This is a genomic window from Chryseolinea sp. T2 (genome assembly GCF_037203685.1).
In the GTDB taxonomy this organism is placed as follows: domain Bacteria; phylum Bacteroidota; class Bacteroidia; order Cytophagales; family Cyclobacteriaceae; genus Chryseolinea.
In genome coordinates, this window is record NZ_JBBCAU010000006.1 from 174,695 (window position 1) to 191,061 (window position 16,367).

13 protein-coding genes are annotated in these 16,367 nt (G+C 47.1%); 5 read left to right on the plus strand and 8 right to left on the minus strand.

Annotated features, from left to right (window positions below):
* Positions 1-8: 8 nt before the first annotated feature.
* Both WBG78_RS19665 and WBG78_RS19670 read left to right on the plus strand, forming a co-directional pair.
* Positions 9-428: a hypothetical protein gene (locus WBG78_RS19665; RefSeq protein ID WP_337328185.1), complete on the plus strand. Its 420-nt coding sequence runs from the start codon at positions 9-11 to the stop codon at positions 426-428.
* A 609-nt stretch (positions 429-1,037) separates the two neighbouring features.
* Positions 1,038-3,425: an ABC transporter permease gene (locus tag WBG78_RS19670; protein ID WP_337328186.1), complete on the plus strand. Its 2,388-nt coding sequence runs from the start codon at positions 1,038-1,040 to the stop codon at positions 3,423-3,425.
* Positions 3,426-3,609: 184 nt separating this feature from the next.
* Here WBG78_RS19670 and WBG78_RS19675 read toward each other — a convergent pair whose 3' ends face one another.
* The 4 genes from WBG78_RS19675 to WBG78_RS19690 all read right to left on the minus strand — a co-directional run bounded on the left by WBG78_RS19675 (position 3,610) and on the right by WBG78_RS19690 (position 8,527).
* Positions 3,610-5,940: a glycoside hydrolase family 3 protein gene (locus tag WBG78_RS19675; protein ID WP_337328187.1), complete on the minus strand. Its 2,331-nt coding sequence runs from the start codon at positions 5,938-5,940 to the stop codon at positions 3,610-3,612.
* Positions 5,941-6,044: 104 nt separating this feature from the next.
* Complete coding sequence (locus WBG78_RS19680; protein WP_337328188.1) at positions 6,045-6,977, minus strand: sugar phosphate isomerase/epimerase family protein; 933 nt, start codon at positions 6,975-6,977, stop codon at positions 6,045-6,047.
* Between the two features lie 152 nt (positions 6,978-7,129).
* On the minus strand, positions 7,130-7,744 hold the full coding sequence (locus WBG78_RS19685; RefSeq protein ID WP_337328189.1) for an IMPACT family protein: 615 nt from the start codon (positions 7,742-7,744) through the stop codon (positions 7,130-7,132).
* Between the two features lie 84 nt (positions 7,745-7,828).
* The gene (locus tag WBG78_RS19690) at positions 7,829-8,527 is read right to left on the minus strand and encodes a thioredoxin domain-containing protein (RefSeq protein WP_337328190.1); all 699 of its coding nucleotides are present in this window, start codon (positions 8,525-8,527) and stop codon (positions 7,829-7,831) included.
* A 209-nt stretch (positions 8,528-8,736) separates the two neighbouring features.
* Between WBG78_RS19690 and WBG78_RS19695 the strand changes: the two genes are divergently transcribed.
* Positions 8,737-10,359, plus strand: coding sequence for an arylsulfatase (locus WBG78_RS19695; protein WP_337328191.1), 1,623 nt, complete (start codon positions 8,737-8,739; stop codon positions 10,357-10,359).
* Between the two features lie 63 nt (positions 10,360-10,422).
* On the opposite strand, the gene WBG78_RS19700 is transcribed toward WBG78_RS19695, so the two are convergent.
* The 4 genes from WBG78_RS19700 to WBG78_RS19715 all read right to left on the minus strand — a co-directional run bounded on the left by WBG78_RS19700 (position 10,423) and on the right by WBG78_RS19715 (position 14,883).
* Positions 10,423-11,178: an SDR family NAD(P)-dependent oxidoreductase gene (locus WBG78_RS19700; protein ID WP_337328192.1), complete on the minus strand. Its 756-nt coding sequence runs from the start codon at positions 11,176-11,178 to the stop codon at positions 10,423-10,425.
* A 191-nt stretch (positions 11,179-11,369) separates the two neighbouring features.
* Positions 11,370-12,116, minus strand: a complete 747-nt coding sequence (gene porT, locus WBG78_RS19705) for a type IX secretion/gliding motility protein PorT/SprT (protein WP_337328193.1) — start codon at positions 12,114-12,116, stop codon at positions 11,370-11,372.
* Complete coding sequence (gene ubiE / locus WBG78_RS19710) at positions 12,065-12,787, minus strand: bifunctional demethylmenaquinone methyltransferase/2-methoxy-6-polyprenyl-1,4-benzoquinol methylase UbiE (RefSeq protein ID WP_337328194.1); 723 nt, start codon at positions 12,785-12,787, stop codon at positions 12,065-12,067. The genes porT and ubiE overlap by 52 nt, the downstream gene beginning before the upstream one ends.
* Positions 12,788-12,855: 68 nt before the next feature.
* Complete coding sequence (locus tag WBG78_RS19715; protein WP_337328195.1) at positions 12,856-14,883, minus strand: OmpA family protein; 2,028 nt, start codon at positions 14,881-14,883, stop codon at positions 12,856-12,858.
* A gap of 261 nt (positions 14,884-15,144) precedes the next feature.
* Between WBG78_RS19715 and yihA the strand changes: the two genes are divergently transcribed.
* Entirely contained in the window at positions 15,145-15,765 is a 621-nt protein-coding gene (gene yihA / locus WBG78_RS19720) for a ribosome biogenesis GTP-binding protein YihA/YsxC (RefSeq protein ID WP_337328196.1), read from the plus strand.
* A 51-nt stretch (positions 15,766-15,816) separates the two neighbouring features.
* Positions 15,817-16,356 (plus strand): DUF5606 family protein, encoded by a 540-nt coding sequence (locus tag WBG78_RS19725; RefSeq protein ID WP_337328197.1) that lies wholly within the window; start codon positions 15,817-15,819, stop codon positions 16,354-16,356.
* Positions 16,357-16,367: the final 11 nt, after the last annotated feature.

Sequence of the window (16,367 nt, forward strand, 5' to 3'; positions counted from 1 at the left end):
TGGAACCTATGAAAAAGTTATTTCTAACTGTTCTGTCCGTTATAATTTTCAGCGCAATGGAGGTGGTTGGGCAGTGCAACGCTGATGCCTTGAGCAACCAGTGTATTCCCAAGCTTGCGGCCGGTTTCAACTTTCTGAAAAGCTACAAGATTGAAAAGGGCGGTAAGGACTACGTTGAATATTCATACGTATTCACGAAGGGTACTCAGTACATGATTAACATCTGCGCGGCTACACAACCAACTGACGGAATTGTTGTGTCACTGTACGATTCAAACCGTAACAAAGTGGCCTCAAGCAAAGTCAATGGTCAGTTTATCTCTGCGATAGCTTATCCATGCAACACAACAGGTATCTACTACATCCAGTATACATTTGATGGATCAACAGGATATTGTGGCGGTAGCGCATTAGGCTTTAAGAGATAGTAACCATTCAACCGGACAGCAAAACTGCCCGGGCACATAATACTGAAGAGGGACAAGGCAAGCTTGGTCCCTCTTTGCATTTTTCGACTTTGATCAGAATTCGGGTATCAGGTTTGTGAAGGGGTCCATACGGTTCCCAATGCAACCCGTGGACAGAGTCGTATTAGATCCCAATCAAACTCATATCACATCCGTGTCAGAACCGAATCTCATCCGTATCAGACCCGTATCAGACCCGTATCACATCCGTATCAGACCCGTATCACATCCGTATCAGACCCGTATCAGACTCGTATCAAACCTGTATCTGATCCCTATTATACTTATGTAATATTGCCACCCACCCCAACACCCTGGAGGTTTTAAGCTGCGGTTAACTTTGATAACATACGGGGCTAACCGCAGATCACAACTGTGCGATATCGGACGAAATATCCGGATCTGACCAGCTTCTACCCCAAAAACAGGCTAAATACAAGCCGCTAAGCAAATTATCTGGCCTGGCACGAAAATTTCCCTACTATCCGCAATTCTGCTCTAAATTATCGGTTTGCCTCAGCTGTGAATTGAGCGTCCATCAGCCAGTCATTTAATAGAATTCAGATCACCATGTATAAAAGTTACCTGACAATCGCCTGGAGAAACCTATTGCGCAACCAGGGTTATTCTGCTATCAACATTGGAGGGCTGGCCGTTGCTATGACCATTTCCATGCTCATCGGCATGTGGGTATGGAACGAACTGTCGTACGACAGGAACCACGAGCATTACGCGCGGCTGGTACAGGTCATGCAGCAGCAGACCGTGGATGGAAAAGTAATTACCGGATATGCTCTACCCCGACCGTTAGAGGGAGCAATGCGTCAAGACTACGGCAGTGACTTTAGTGCTATCTCAATGTCAACGTGGACCGACCAGCACATTCTGACCTGGAACCAGCAAAGCATTTCGCAATCCGGCAACTTCGTGCAGACCGACTTCCCGGAAATGATTTCACTTAAGATGATAAGTGGAACACGTCGTGCCCTCGATGATCCAAAGTCGATACTGCTGTCGCTATCGGCTGCTAAAGCACTTTTCGGAAACGTCGATCCTGTAAATCAATCAGTTCGTATTGACGGCAAGTGGGATGTTAAGGTTACAGGTGTTTATGAAGACATTCCTGCCAACTCAAGCTTCAACGAACTATTGTTTCTGTCCAGCTGGGAATTGCAAGTCATGACAGAAGAATGGATGAAGCGGGCAAGCGATCGGTGGGATAACAACTCCTTTCAAATGTTTGCGCTTCTGGCACCGGGCGCCGATTTGACAAGAGTTTCGGAGAAGGTTGCGCCAGTACGTGCGGTTCATTCCAAGGACAATACATTTAAACCTAAGGTCATTCTGCATCCGATGAGTGAATGGCACCTGTGGTCGAACTGGGAGAACGGCGTGAAGACAGGTGGTGAGATAGAATTTGTATGGATGTTCTTTGTAATTGGCGTTGCCGTACTTCTGTTGGCCTGCATCAATTTCATCAACCTTGCAACAGCCCGGTCTGCGAAGCGATCAAAGGAAGTCGGAATCCGAATGACTATCGGCTCGCTTCGTGTACAACTCATTCAACAATTTCTTAGTGAGAGCATCCTCGTAGTACTCCTGGCATTTGTACTGGCAGTTGGGGCGGCACAAATCACGCTTCCGTGGTTCAATAGTCTGGCCGATAAACGTATAGAGATTCCGTGGGATAGTTCGGTGTTCTGGTTGGTGAGTCTTGGCTTTGTTCTTCTCACAAGTTTGCTGTCAGGATTTTATCCGGCATTCTTTCTTTCCTCGTTCCGCCCCGTCCAGGCTTTAAAAAGTTCATTAAAGACCGGCAGGCACGGGTCGCTACCCCGTCAGGTTTTGGTTGTATTCCAATTCACTGTCTCGATCATATTGCTGTTCAGTTCATTGATCATCTACGACCAGATACAATATTCGAAAAACAGACCCATTGGATACGAACGTGACGGATTGCTGGCAATGCCCGTGATGTCACCCGACTTCATAGGTAAGTTTGAAGCCTTCAACGAGGAGATAAAGCGCACAGGAGCAGTTATCGAGGCAAGTGAATCATCGAGCCCGCTAACGGAGATTTACAACAACAGCAATTCGTTTACGTGGGCAGGTAAGGATCCGGAGCTGCAATCATCGGACTTCGGTGTAATCGCCGTCACAGAGGACTACGGGGCTACCATTGGGTGGGAGATAAAGGAAGGTCGGGACTTTTCATTGGAGTTTGCAACGGATTCAATGGCATTAATCCTCAATGAGGCTGCGGTAGATTTTATGGGTGTGAAAAATCCTATCGGGATGGAAATCACCCGAGGCAAGGAAAAATTCCATGTAATCGGTATTGTCAAAGACCTCATCATAGAATCACCGTACCGTGAAGTAAGACCAAACATTTACGGCATGGACGCCAAAGCCGAATCAGCGAACTGGATTAATCTAAAACTCAATCCAGCAAGAAGCGCGACCGAATCACTGGCAGCCATCGAGTCTGTTTTAAAGAAGTATGCACCTTCCGTTCCTTTCGTTTACCAGTTCTCAAATATCGAATACGGCAAGAAGTTTTCAACTGAAGAGCGCGTTGGCAAACTGGCCTATGTATTTACTATCCTGGCGGTGTTCATCAGTTGCCTGGGGCTTGTGGGGCTTGCATCGTTTATGGCGGAGCAGCACACGAAAGAGATTGGTATTCGTAAAGTTTTAGGCGCGACCGTAGTGCAATTATGGGGACGTCTTTCATCAGGGTTCGTCATGCTGGTTAGCATCTCCTGCCTTGCAGCTGTACCACTGGGCTATTATATGATGACTCAATGGCTTTCAAAATATCCATACCACGTTGATATATCATGGGAAACGATCGCCGCGTCGGTGGTCGCTGCGCTTGGCGTGGCTTTAGTAACGGTAAGCTACCAATCAATAAAGGCTGCCATGATGAATCCGGTCAAGAGCCTAAAGTCAGAGTAGAAACTAATCTGATGAAGAGTCGTTCAGTCAGGGAATCAATGCAGCTCAAAGCTTTAATTGAGAGCAGGAAGTCGCATTGCCAAAATCAAACTGCTTAGATGATCAGAAATCAGCTGCTCTGATGACCGGATAAGCCAGACAACCAGAGCAGCTTAAAGTTTTAAGAGTGCGAAATGGACATTAACTATTTGCCTGCGACCGGCAATTTATACTTCGTTACGCGTTCGTCAGCAATGACGCCCTTCCAGTTCATTCCGAAAGCAAAGTCATACTTGTGACCTTCAGCGTCAACATAGCAATCCATATCAAGCGGAACATCTTCAAATTGCTTTTCAACGGTAGCCATATTGGCCGGCATCTGCATGGGCAATAAGGCAGAAGGCTCCGACGCTCCGGAAATGATATCCAGCAACGCCTGATCCTGAACACCAAAATGCATCAGAATAGCATTTGCCTGTGGTTCAAATTCCGACAGCACCATTGGGTTCGATGCGTTGATCGCGACGATAACCGGCTTTCCATTCATCAGCTTCTTAGTGCCGTTTACCATGGCGAGGTCAGTATAGTTTATTGCTTTAACTTTCTTGTCTTTGTAGCCGCGGTTGGTAAAAGATTCCAATGGATCGCCACCTGCAATACTAGTTTGACGGGCATCGCGCGCTGTATATTCACCATACTGCACCGAGATAGGCAAGTAACCGTTGCCTCCCTTTTTCACATCCTCAGTGTTATAGCCGTTACCGGAATTGGGGCTTTCGATAAATACCAATGCAGCATCCGCCTGCGACGGATCATCAACCACCTGGAAATATTTCTCTACGATCTTGATGCTTGCCGGATGGTCATTCTTCTCGGGCGTCGGCATTCCAAGAAAGTTCCTGCCGGCGGGCCGATACTGTTTAGGGATATAAACCTTCCTACCCTTTGACAACGGTAAGACGCTCTTGTTTTTCAACATGACCACTGACTTCAGCTGTGTCTCGTAACCCGACTTCATGAACTCTGGACTACCCACCGTGCGCTTTGATTCTTCAGGATCCAGATAAGGGTTTTCGAACAGGCCGGTCCGGAATATGTTCTTCAGCAATCTCACTGCTGATTGTTCCATACGCTTTCGCATCCATTGTTCACCGTGTTCCTTTACCCCCAGCTGATAAGCTTCAACCACAGGCGCAGCCGCGTTGTTGCCTCCAAATTGATCGACGCCAGCCATAAGGATTTTATAATGACGTTCTGCAAGGGTAAGTTTTTCAACGCCCCAGGGCTTGCCCCCAATGAATTGATCAAGTGCAACTTCATCTCCTGTAACCGACCAATCCGTGCAAACCACTCCGTCGTAGTGATACTTCTCCCGGAGCAGGTCATTGATGATATATGAGTTGTAGTTGTTGGCAACGTTCTCTTTATTCTTCACATCCTGATCAAACGATATCGTATAGTATGGCATCACAGCAGAGGCCATGGATGTCTTGCCTGCGAGCTTGAATGCACCCTCTGTAAAGGGGATCATATGCTGCGCGAAATTGTTTCCGGGATAAACAGCGAATTTACCAAACGCATAGTGCGCGTCGCGTCCTGCTTCACCTGCACCTCCACCTGGCCAGTGTTTCACCATAGCATTTACGCTCTGATAGCCCCAACCATCGGCAAGTTCCTTATCATCTGCCGATGTTTGAAAACCATCAACATAAGCACGAGCCATGTCAGCAGCCAGATATGGATGCTCACCAAATGTTCCGCTGGCACGATTCCAACGGGGCTCACTTGCCATATCTATTTGAGGTGAAAGAGCAGTGCTGATACCAAGTGCCCGGTATTCGATAGATGCAATTCGTCCGAACTCCTGTACCATCGCAGGATCAAAAGTAGCGGCTAACCCTAAAGATCCAGGCCACATGGATATCCGGCCTCCAGCCCCAGCGTTGAACTCTGCATTGGCAATTGTACCATGGCGCGGATCCGAGCTGTTGTTGATCGGAATACCCATGCCGATTCCCTCCGCCAGAGATTGCGCATTATTATTCCATACCGCAGCAACCTCCGGACTTTCGACACTGGTAATTAAAACATGGCGCACGTTGTCCTTGGTGAGAAACTCTTTTTGCTGATCACTGAGATCAGAGGGCTGCGCTCCGCTTTCTTTGAATGGCTTACCTCCATAGGTACCGGCCATAAATCCCATACTCCCTGCTGGAATCATCTGGTGGCGGCTATATAACATGAGCCCGGCGATCTGTTCAATACTGAGCTTAGAAGCAAGGTCCTGGGCACGTTCATCTGCCGTAAGGCGCCAGTCTTCATATGGATCCAGTTGACCATTTCTGTTAAGGTCTTTGAAGCCAAGACGGTCGATAGTAAGGATCTTCACACCAGAACTCGCGGAGTAACCCAATGTCCGTCCGCCTTCATTAGTAACAGTCTTTAGATTGCCAGTACCTGACTCCTGCCATTTCGGACCACAGGACATCAGAGTCGCGACTGCACCGGCGGCGAATAGCTGTATCGTGATTTTCATAGTTATGGATATTTGACGTTCGTCCTTTCGCTATAGCGATGCTGACAAAGAACTCTAGCATCGCTATTAGCAAGGCAAACAAATTGATTTTGCTTGCTTTTGACTTACGCGAGAATTTGTTTCAGATAAGCAATGCTGGTAGACAAGCTGGCAAACGCATCGGCCGGTTGATCGTGTTCTACAAATGGGTATTCGAGACCAGCAATGTCGGCATTAGCAAAGAGACGTTTAAAGTCTACAACACCTTTTCCAACAGGCAGCAGCGTCTTAAACTCTGCGTCGATATCTTTAACGTGCCAGGTCGGGAATCTTCCCGGGTAGAGCTTGAATAGAGATACGGGATCAAGGCCTGCTTTGGTAACCCAGGCCAGGTCCAACTCAAACTTAATCCCGGGATTGAGTTCTGTGAAGAACCTGGCATAGGGAACTTTGCCATCGACCGCTTTGAACTCGGCATCATGGTTATGATATAAAAGGCCAAGGCCGGCCTTCTTACAGCTCTCATAAGTTTTGTTAAGCGTTTCAATTGATGAACTAATTTCATCAGTAGTTCCTATCGGTATACTTGCGCATACCAGGTACTTAATTCCTCCACCGGATACGCTGTCGACGATCTCCTGCATGTTCTCCTTCAGATTTTTCATTGGAGGAATAGTTATTGGCTTACCATCAGCGCCTGTAGGCATCTTTGCACCTGCAGGGAGTTTGAAAGGTGCACCAAGGACATGGTGTGCCCGCCAGTTCATTCCAAAACTGCCCGCCTTCGCCGCAAATTCCTTTGCACCAAGGCCGTAAAAGCCACCCTTCATGCTAAAGGCAGACTCCAGTTCAGTATATCCTAATTCAGAGAGCTTCTTTAACGTTCCATCGACATCCTTGTCAATGATTCCCATCAACGTGAATAGTTGCAGACCTATCGGACGGGATAAGGCAGCAGCGCCTGCGGGCGAGGCAGTCGCAAATGACGTTTGAGAAAGCAGCCCGGCCCCAAAGGTCAGCATGCCTGTATTCCTGATGAAATTCCTTCTGTTGATCATGTTCATAAGTTTTTGTCTCCCCAAAATAGGGAAATTTTCAATGCGTACCATGTACACAAAGACAAGCCGTCAACGGTCATCGTGTCAACTAACGTCAGGACTGAGCTAGGTGCCCATTCCACATTAAATATGTTGAAGGAATCCGGGATTAATTAGTGCTTCACGAATTCGACGCAGTGTTTGGGGATGTTCAGCTGACTAATACGGTCAAGCAAAAGAAGTTGGTTCCGGAGAGGCACTCCGATCGTTAGAACACAATTGGTATTGTAGGACTGCTCAATCAACTGCACCTGAAAGTCCTTTATCATCCGCATCACGTCAGACGTTTTATCAAATGGATAAGTGAGTGTTCCATTTACAACTACTTCTTCTTCAATAATTGAAGCATTCCTGATTGCGTCTGCGGCGGCCTCGCGATACGCCTTAATCAGTCCTCCGACACCAAGCTTGATGCCGCCAAAGTATCGGACTACAACAATGAGAATTTGCGTGAGATCATGCGAGCGGATTTGACCAAGAATGGGATCGCCAGCAGAATGGCCTGGCTCACCATCGTCCACCGCTTTGAATTGTTTCTTTTCGGGGCCAAGCATCCAGGCATAACAGTGATGCCTGGCATCAAAATACTCGCGCCTGATTTGATCAAGATGTATTTGTATGGCACCATCAGTGTCAACCGGATAGGCAAAGGAAAGAAAGCGACTTCCCTTTTCCTTGAATGATCCCTGAGAAGGCGACTTTATCGTGCGATAGGAATAACTCGGCATCCTGGATGGGTCCAGGACGTTAATGTAATAACTTTATTTACGATTAGAACTTAATAGATTACCGAAGGTTTGAGGACGCACAGCTCACAGGGAGTTGTCGAGCGCATCCACTATTTCATTCTTAGTCATGGCGCCGGATTTTCTCCATACAGCATTCTTTCCCTTGTAAAGAATCAATGTAGGCACCGACTCAATATTGAGTTCCTTGGCGAGCTGCCTGTTGTCGTACAATTCAATATTAATGACTTTTACACCCTGTTCGTGAGAGATAGCTTCTACAACCGGAGCCAGCTTTTTGCATCCCCCGCAATGCTTTGATCCAACTTCGACCAGTACAACTTCCTGCGAGGGTATCAATTTTTCGAATTCTGCAACAGTTAGTCCTGAGCCAGCTTTGGTTTCTATTGGGTTACCGTTACCAATCCAGTGCGCTAATCCACCAGGCAATGCGTATACTTCCTTAAATCCTGCAGCTAAGAGTTTGGCGGAGACTGTTGTGCTTCTGCCATTGTTAATCGAATACAGAAAAACTGGTTTGTCCGTGCTGATATTTCCAATGGACTGGGCAAGGCTTTCATCGTCGGGAACATAAAAGTTGACTGCACCTTTTAAGTGGTTCTCCGCAAATTCTTCAGGTGATCGCACGTCGAGGATCTGCGGATCCTTAGCGCTTTGTAATTTTTGTTTGAACTCATCTAAAGTGAGCGACGGCTTAGCCGATTGAGCAAATGATGTAAGGGCCAAAAGCGCGATGGCAAAAGCAAAGACGACACGACGCACCATATTCTGTTGTGTTTAGAATTAAACAAATAAAGAGTTACCGAAATTGGTGGTCGGTTGATTCAAAGGTAGAATAAAACTGTTAAAGTCTATGGAAGTGGTAGATATTTATTTATTTCGCACAAGGGTTCACTGTATCTTTTGTAGGAATTCCAAAAACAGATCTCACTTAACGACGTCAACACATCCCATTAAAACGCATACCTAACTTTATGCTCTCTTTTCGTCACGTCCTTTTATTGGCATTGTTTATCGGTGCCTTTATATCGCTGCCGGTTGCTGGTCAGAAACGCACAGCGACCAAACCGAATATCATCCTCATTATGGTAGATGATATGGGCTACTCTGATATCGGTGCTTATGGGTCCGAAATCAGCACGCCTAACCTCGACAAACTCGCCAGTGAAGGAACGCGATTCAGAGAGTTCTATAACAATTCCATCTGCGCTCCAACAAGAGCATCATTAATCACGGGTCAATATCCGCACAAGGCGGGCATGGGTTACTTTGATGTTAACCTTGGACTTCCTCCCTATCAGGGCTTTTTGAATCGGGAATCATTGACCGTAGCGGAGGTACTGCAGCAAAACGGTTACTCAACACTCATGTCTGGTAAGTCACACCTTGGCAAGGACAGCCTTTCATGGCCCAATCAGCGTGGATTCGAACAGTTCTATGGATTCATTCCAGGTGCCAGCAACTACTTTGACATTGGTGAATACGGCAAGGCAGATCCTGTTGTATTGATCAGGAACAATAAGAAGGAAAAACTTAATCCTGGTGAGTACTTAACAGATAAAATCACCGACAATGCACTCGGCTTTCTGGACGAACAAAACAAGACAGCTAAACCATTCTTTTTATATCTCGCATTCAATGCCCCACACTGGCCCTTACAAGCCCGTGCAGAGGACATTGCAAAATATCGCGGACGTTATGATATCGGCTGGGACTCCTTACGTAATGAACGGCTTAAACGACAAAGGGAGCTTGGCATATTGGCTCCAGGTCAGTCAATTGCCGCGCGTGACAAAGATGTGCCTCTATGGAACAATCTAACCTACGACCAGAAGCAGTTGTGGAAAGCCAAAATGGAAGTTTACGCAGCGATGCTGGACAGGGTTGATCAAAACATTGGAAGGCTGCTAAGCAAGCTCAAAGACTTGCAAAAGGACAAGAACACGCTTATCGTCTTTATCTCCGACAACGGTGCGCAAGGTGGGTTCTCCAATAACCAAAGAAAGCCAACGCGAAACACTGGACCGATTGGTACTGCAGGGTCTTATGACTATCAGGAACAACCCTGGGCCTACGTGTCGAACACACCACTACGTCAATACAAAAACAATATGCACGAAGGTGGTTTCAGTTCTCCGTTTATTGCCTGGTGGCCCGGACATGCTGCCACAGGAAAATTGGTTAAGGGTACTGGTCACCTGATTGACCTTGCTCCTACGTTTTATGAAGTTGCAGGCGCGCAGTACCCGACGACCTACAAAGGTCATAAATCAAACAGTCTTCCAGGCAAGAGTCTGATACCTGTCATAACGGGTACAGCAGAGGAAGTCCATCGCCCAGAAGGAATCTTCTGGGAGAGAGCCGGTAATCGCGCAGTTCACAAAGGCAACTGGAAACTTGTGTCGACATATCCGTCCTATCATTGGGAGTTGTATGATCTTGGCAACGATCGAGGAGAAACTAAAGATCTTGCGCAGCAACGTCCTGAAATTGTCAACGAGCTTTCCGGTGATTATTTCAAATGGGCTGAAGCCAATGGCGTGGTAGACTATGATAAAATTAAACCTGCGCAGGCAATGGTAATACCAGGTCAGTGACCAAACCAGCACGGTTTTGTCGTTGAAGCACACTCCAATGTTCGCCAATGACGGTTCCGCCCGTCAATCACGCTTCACAACTGCAGCGCTGGCCTGTGCCGTTGGGAATACGGTGATGTCTGCAAGCACTACGTGAGCAGGCACCTGGAGTGTATAAAGAATTATGTCCGCGATGTCTTCGCCTTTCAAGGGAGTCATTCCCTTATAAACATTTGCCGCGCGGGCCGTATCGCCTTTGAAGCGTACCGATGAAAACTCTGTGTCGACCAGGCCGGGATTGATCGATGTGACCTTTATACCAAAGGCGTTAAGGTCTAGCCGCATGCCCTGGGTCAGCGCATCAACTGCATACTTGCTCGCGCAATAGACATTACCATTGGGGTATACTTCCTTGCCCGCTATCGATCCGAGATTAATAATGTGTCCCCGCTTACGCTCGGTCATACCAGGAATGATTTCTTTTGATACGTACAGCAGTCCCTTCACATTAATATCAATCATTGCATCCCAATCTGTCAGACTGCCTTTCTGAATAGGATCCATGCCATGGGCGTTACCTGCATTGTTGATCAGAACGTCAATATCTTTCCATTGAGCTGGCAAGGATGAAATGGCAGAGGCAACCTCTGGCTGATTGCGCACATCAAATGAAAGCGTTGTTACTTCTGTTTGCTTTGACAGTTCGTCGGCTAATGCTTTGAGACGATCGTCGCGACGACCGCAGATAATCAGCCTGAACTCTGACTTTGCCAGTAACCGTGCCGTTGCTTCGCCAATACCCGATGTTGCTCCGGTGATGAACGCTGTTCGCTTTGCCATATCTGTTACGTGAGATGTTTGATGTGCTTTGTAGAACGATGTCTAATCTATCGTGAAATTAACCGTTCCGCATGGATTGATTGCTTGTTCCCCGGCCCGAACACCTTTGCATACAAAAGTTCGTCACCGACGCTTCGACAGACTAGCATGGCAAGAGTACAGAACTCTTATCAGACACACAACCTCTTTGCCTACTGAAATAAGAAATAGACTGTAACCATGTTCGTACTCACACGACTGAGCGGCTGGCCATATGAGTTGGTACGGTTTCCTAACATGTCGAGCATGCCGTGCGAAAATCGTACTTCAGGTGAAAACTTGAACAACGGATAGTATAGATCGAAACCAAACCCCGCTTCGATGCTCAGATTTGCCGACTTAATTTCCAGTTCCTCCTTAGCCTGTTGCTTCTTGCCAGAAGCCTGTATTGCAGGCTTCAGTCCCCCAACCATATACATGCGGATATTACCACGACGCTCCGATTTGTATTTTAACAATACTGGGAATTCGACGATTGTGCTTTCAACTGTTGCATCCTTAAAGGTTTCGTTAGTGTACAGGTAACGAACTTTGTTCTCATAAAATGCAACCTGTGGCGTAAGGCGAACATCAAGATAGTCGGTCACCCGATGATTAACGATGAATCCCAATGTAAATCCCGACGTCCACATGGGATTTACCGAGTATACAGTATCGAATTGTTGTGTTACAAATGCGTCGGAGTACTTCGTTTTAAAAGTCGAACTATGCAAGGCAATGAGGAAGCCATAGGTAAGCTTCTTGCTATCATAGTTCGGATTGTTCCTTTGCACCCACCGCTTCTGCTGAGCCTGCACCGTAGAAACCTGGGCGAGGCAGCACAATGCCAACAGCAAAGAGGCGACTACTACTTTGTACCGATATAAATGGAACTTACTCCAAATGTAAGAGACCTGCATTGGTTCTGTTTAAATCCAACATCCTGCAAGATGCGAAGAAAGTCTTCGCCATCCGGAAACGCTTCGACCGACTTTGGTAGGTAAGTGTAAGCCGAATCATCCTTCGAAACCATCTTGCCAATTCTTGGTAGAATGAAACTAAAGTAAAAGTTATATACCTGCTTGAACGGAAACGACTTCGGTCGCGAGAACTCCAGTATCACCGCTTTTCCTCCTGGCTTCAGCACCCGATACATTTCGCTCAGGCCTTGTCGCAGGTCTTCAAAGTTGCGCACGCCGAATCCTACAGTTATGGCATCGAATGAATTGTCGCCGAACGGTAAACTTTCGGAATCACCGTACTGCAAAGACACCACATTGTTCAAGCCTTTGGCATCGATTTTCTTCTTACCAACGTCCAACATGCCCTCTGAAATATCCACGCCAACAACTTTTTGCGGTTTAAGTGAGGTGGCCTGGACGGCAAAGTCGCCTGTTCCGGTAGCCACATCCAAAATAAACTGAGGCTTGAGGGGACTCAAAATATTGATGGCCTTGCGACGCCACCCGCGGTCAATGCCCAGGCTTAAGAAATGATTCAGAAAATCGTAACGCCCACTGATGTTGTTGAACATCCGCGCCACCTGCTCTTTTTTTGAGCCACTCTCCTGCTGATAAGGAACAACTGCCATCGTCTTCGGTTTGCGGTGCAAAGTTGTTGAAAATCCTTCAATCGCCAACGCAAACCCGTCCTACGTTGCTATCGCTGGAGCACTTTAAATTCTACCCTTCGGTTTAGTTCACGACCATCCTGCTCATCATCATTGCTGGCCAATGGTCGGCTTTTACCGTAACCCACTGCTTTAACGCGGCGCTGATCAATGCCCTTCTTCACCAGGAAGTTCTTTACAGCCGTTGCACGACGAACAGAAAGGTTCTGATTATACTCCTTCGTTCCAACTGCATCGGTGTGGCCTGCAATCTCGATTGACATCGTGGGATTCTGTGCCATCATGTTTTCGAGCTTGTTGAGTTCTGTATAAGATTCTGTTTTGAACGTAGCCTTATCGAAATCGAAGTACAGATTGCGCAGAATTGAAACAACACCAGGCGTGAGCTTGCGCATCGTCACAGTTCTGTTGACAGTCTTTTCGTCTGTTGTTGCCGCCTCGATGCGGTACACCTGGTTGATGAAGGCATATCCCGGGACCTCGACTGACAGTCGGTAGTCTTTGGGTTTGTTGCTCGTTACGCTGAAAACATAGACGCCAGGCTCCTGTTGTGTTACAGCCACAACGACATTATCCTTGGCACCACTTAATTTAACCTTGGCATCCAAAGGGGCCTGATTCTCTGAGTCGACAACCTTCACCACATACTTCAAAGGCTGTATACTCTTCTTCGGCTCAGGATCCTTCGTAGGTTTCTTCGGCGTTACTTCCGGAGTGTTCACGTTTGGATTAGGATCGGTCGGAGTTACGTCGACCGGCACTACAACTACCGGGGTAGACGCTGTACTGTCGGGCTTCGCCACAACGGCAGGGCCAGTAGTCGGATCAACGTTCTTAATACCTTCCGGAATGGTGATCATATAGATATCTGTGTATCCGATGCCATCCTCCCGAACCGAAGAATAATAAGCGCGCTTACCGTCCTTCGAAAACACGATGTAAATGTCATCGTCAGGCGTGTTTATTGGATAACCAAGGTTTACAGGTTCGCTGAATTCATTGGTCTTAGGATCGAATGTTGTCTTGAACACATCGAATCCGCCCATTCCCTTACGCCCCTTGCTACTGAAGTAGAGGGTTACACCATCGTAGTCGATGAATGGACCGTCGTCGTCCATTTCGGTATTTATCTTAGGCCCCAGGTTGCGTACGTTCGTCCATTCACCTTTGGAGTCTTTAGTGGCACGGTAGATGTCAAGGCCACCGAAGCCTCCAGGTCTGTTACTGGAGAAATATAAAGTCTTTTCGTCGGGTGAAAGAGACACCGACTTCTCTTCAAAACTTGAGTTGATGATACCGGGCATAGGCATGGGTGCACCAAATTCACCTCCCGTTTCACGGATACAATAAAAGATATCACCACCCCCTTCATCTTTGAAAAGGAACAGGGTGTTACCGTCGGCTGACAACGCTACGTTTGAATCGTGATATGGATTGTTTACAACAGGGCCAATGTTCTTGGCATAACTCCAGGCACCGGCCTTTTTCTTTGCTGTGAAAATATCCTCGTATGGCTTGTTATCGTCGAACACGTTTTGGTTCAGGTTGTCCTCACGGCGACGAGTTGTAAATACGATCTCGTCTTCCGCCTCGTTCAACACCGGGGCGTAATCTTCAAATTCCGAGTTGATCTCGCGGCCAATATTGACGATCGAATAATTGCCTGGATGAGATACGAACTCCTTACCGTTCTCGCACTCAAAGATGGCGCGGTCTACGGTAGCCAGATCGATCTTGTCCCTACCCTGATAGCTTGCTTTCTTGGCCAGCTTCTCTTTGTAAAGCGTATAGAACTGCAGGGCCTTCTCGAAGTTTTCGCCATATTGATAGCTTCGACCGATCCAGTATTCAAGGTCGAACCGATAGGCAGGATCCTGACGGTATACGCGTAACAGGTAAGTTACGGCCCTGTCTTTTCCCACCGTTCGAAGATGCATCTGTCCGGCCTCAAAATTGGCTTTGATGTACGTCGTATCCAGATTGGCCGCCGTGGTCATCAGTTCTCGGGCATCATCCATCGCCTTGGTTTCGCTCATGATAAGCTCTGCCTGTTCCATGTACTGCCTGGCGGTTTCCTTTGGATCTTGCTGGCTGAACGAGGGGGTTAAGACGGCTAAAAAGAGAGTTAAAAAAATCAGTACACTACGGATACTGGACATTTGTCGAAAAATAAGTTTTAGCGGTAAAGGTACGGTAAAATATCCTCTAATTTAGCCACAAAAAATGAAAATAGCCGATAATTGCGGCATAAAAACGATTACATAAGGGGTCGGCGTTTTACAAACTTAGTATTTTAGGCTTCAATCTTTACTTTAACCATGAAGGTCACATCCGCTACGTTCATTTCCAGTTTTTCAGACGTGGCGAAGTGCCCTGCGCCAGATAAAGCCGAGTTCGCTTTCATAGGGCGCTCTAATGTTGGCAAGTCCTCACTCATTAATATGCTGACCAACGTGCGGAAACTCGCAAAGACCTCCGTAACGCCAGGTAAAACCCAAACTATCAATCACTTCCTCATCAATGAAACCTGGTACCTGGTCGATCTGCCCGGGTACGGTTATGCCAACGTCAGCAAGAGCACCCGGCAAGGGTTTGGGAAGATGATCGAGGACTATGTGATGAAACGCGAAAACCTGTATTGTCTCTTCATTCTGCTCGATTCACGCCTGCCTCCACAAAACATCGACCTGACGTTCATTGAATGGGCAGGTAGTAAGGAGATTCCCGTGGCACTCGTTTTCACAAAGGTTGATAAGCTCAAAGCCAATGAACTTCAAAAGAACCTTGCCCAGTATAAGAAGGCGTTGCTGACACGGTGGGAAGAACTGCCTCCACTGTTTCTTACAAGCTCAGAAAAGGCCTTTGGCCGTGATGAATTGCTTGAATTTATGGATGGCGCAATGAAGGACAGCAACGGGCCGGACGCAGGAAATAAATAGAGTTTTCAATCTCAATTTTTTAGCTTTGCCCCCTTCTAAAGAAACGTGATCATGACATTATCAGAAATTGCAACAGTATCGGGAAAGGGCGGACTATTCAGGATTGTATCGCCTACAAAGTCGGGTGTTATTCTCGAATCACTCGATGAACAAAAGACCAAGCTGGTAGCGACTACCAGCCATCGTTTATCGCTGCTGCACGAAATTTCGATCTATACAACAACCAAGGAAGGCACTGTGCCACTGGAGGCGATCCTCAGGAAGATCCATAGCGAATACGGAGCGGATACAGGCGTTGATGCGAATGCTGATCCTTCAGAACTGAAGGCGTTCATCAAGTCTGTATTGCCAGAATATGACGAGACCCGTGTCTATGTAAGCGACATCAAGAAGCTCGTTCGCTGGTATGCAGTCCTGTTAAAGTACGTACCTGCCATTTTTGAAGAAAAGAAAGAAGAAGCCGTGAAGTCAACTGAAGCTGAACCAGAAGTAGCGATTGCTGAAGAAGAAAAAGAAGTCAAGGCGGAAAAGAAACCTAAGGCAGAAAAGAAAGAGGGCACAAAGACCTCAAAGAAACAATCAGAGAAGTAATTACTGCGCAG

Coding starts and splice junctions, on each gene's coding strand:
- WBG78_RS19665 (WP_337328185.1), top strand. CDS start 9: ATGAAAAAGTTATTTCTAACTGTTCTGTCCGTTATAATTTTCAGCGCA.
- WBG78_RS19670 (WP_337328186.1), top strand. CDS start 1,038: ATGTATAAAAGTTACCTGACAATCGCCTGGAGAAACCTATTGCGCAAC.
- WBG78_RS19675 (WP_337328187.1), bottom strand. CDS start 5,940: ATGAAAATCACGATACAGCTATTCGCCGCCGGTGCAGTCGCGACTCTG.
- WBG78_RS19680 (WP_337328188.1), bottom strand. CDS start 6,977: ATGATCAACAGAAGGAATTTCATCAGGAATACAGGCATGCTGACCTTT.
- WBG78_RS19685 (WP_337328189.1), bottom strand. CDS start 7,744: ATGCCGAGTTATTCCTATCGCACGATAAAGTCGCCTTCTCAGGGATCA.
- WBG78_RS19690 (WP_337328190.1), bottom strand. CDS start 8,527: ATGGTGCGTCGTGTCGTCTTTGCTTTTGCCATCGCGCTTTTGGCCCTT.
- WBG78_RS19695 (WP_337328191.1), top strand. CDS start 8,737: ATGCTCTCTTTTCGTCACGTCCTTTTATTGGCATTGTTTATCGGTGCC.
- WBG78_RS19700 (WP_337328192.1), bottom strand. CDS start 11,178: ATGGCAAAGCGAACAGCGTTCATCACCGGAGCAACATCGGGTATTGGC.
- porT (WP_337328193.1), bottom strand. CDS start 12,116: ATGCAGGTCTCTTACATTTGGAGTAAGTTCCATTTATATCGGTACAAA.
- ubiE (WP_337328194.1), bottom strand. CDS start 12,787: ATGGCAGTTGTTCCTTATCAGCAGGAGAGTGGCTCAAAAAAAGAGCAG.
- WBG78_RS19715 (WP_337328195.1), bottom strand. CDS start 14,883: ATGGAACAGGCAGAGCTTATCATGAGCGAAACCAAGGCGATGGATGAT.
- yihA (WP_337328196.1), top strand. CDS start 15,145: ATGAAGGTCACATCCGCTACGTTCATTTCCAGTTTTTCAGACGTGGCG.
- WBG78_RS19725 (WP_337328197.1), top strand. CDS start 15,817: ATGACATTATCAGAAATTGCAACAGTATCGGGAAAGGGCGGACTATTC.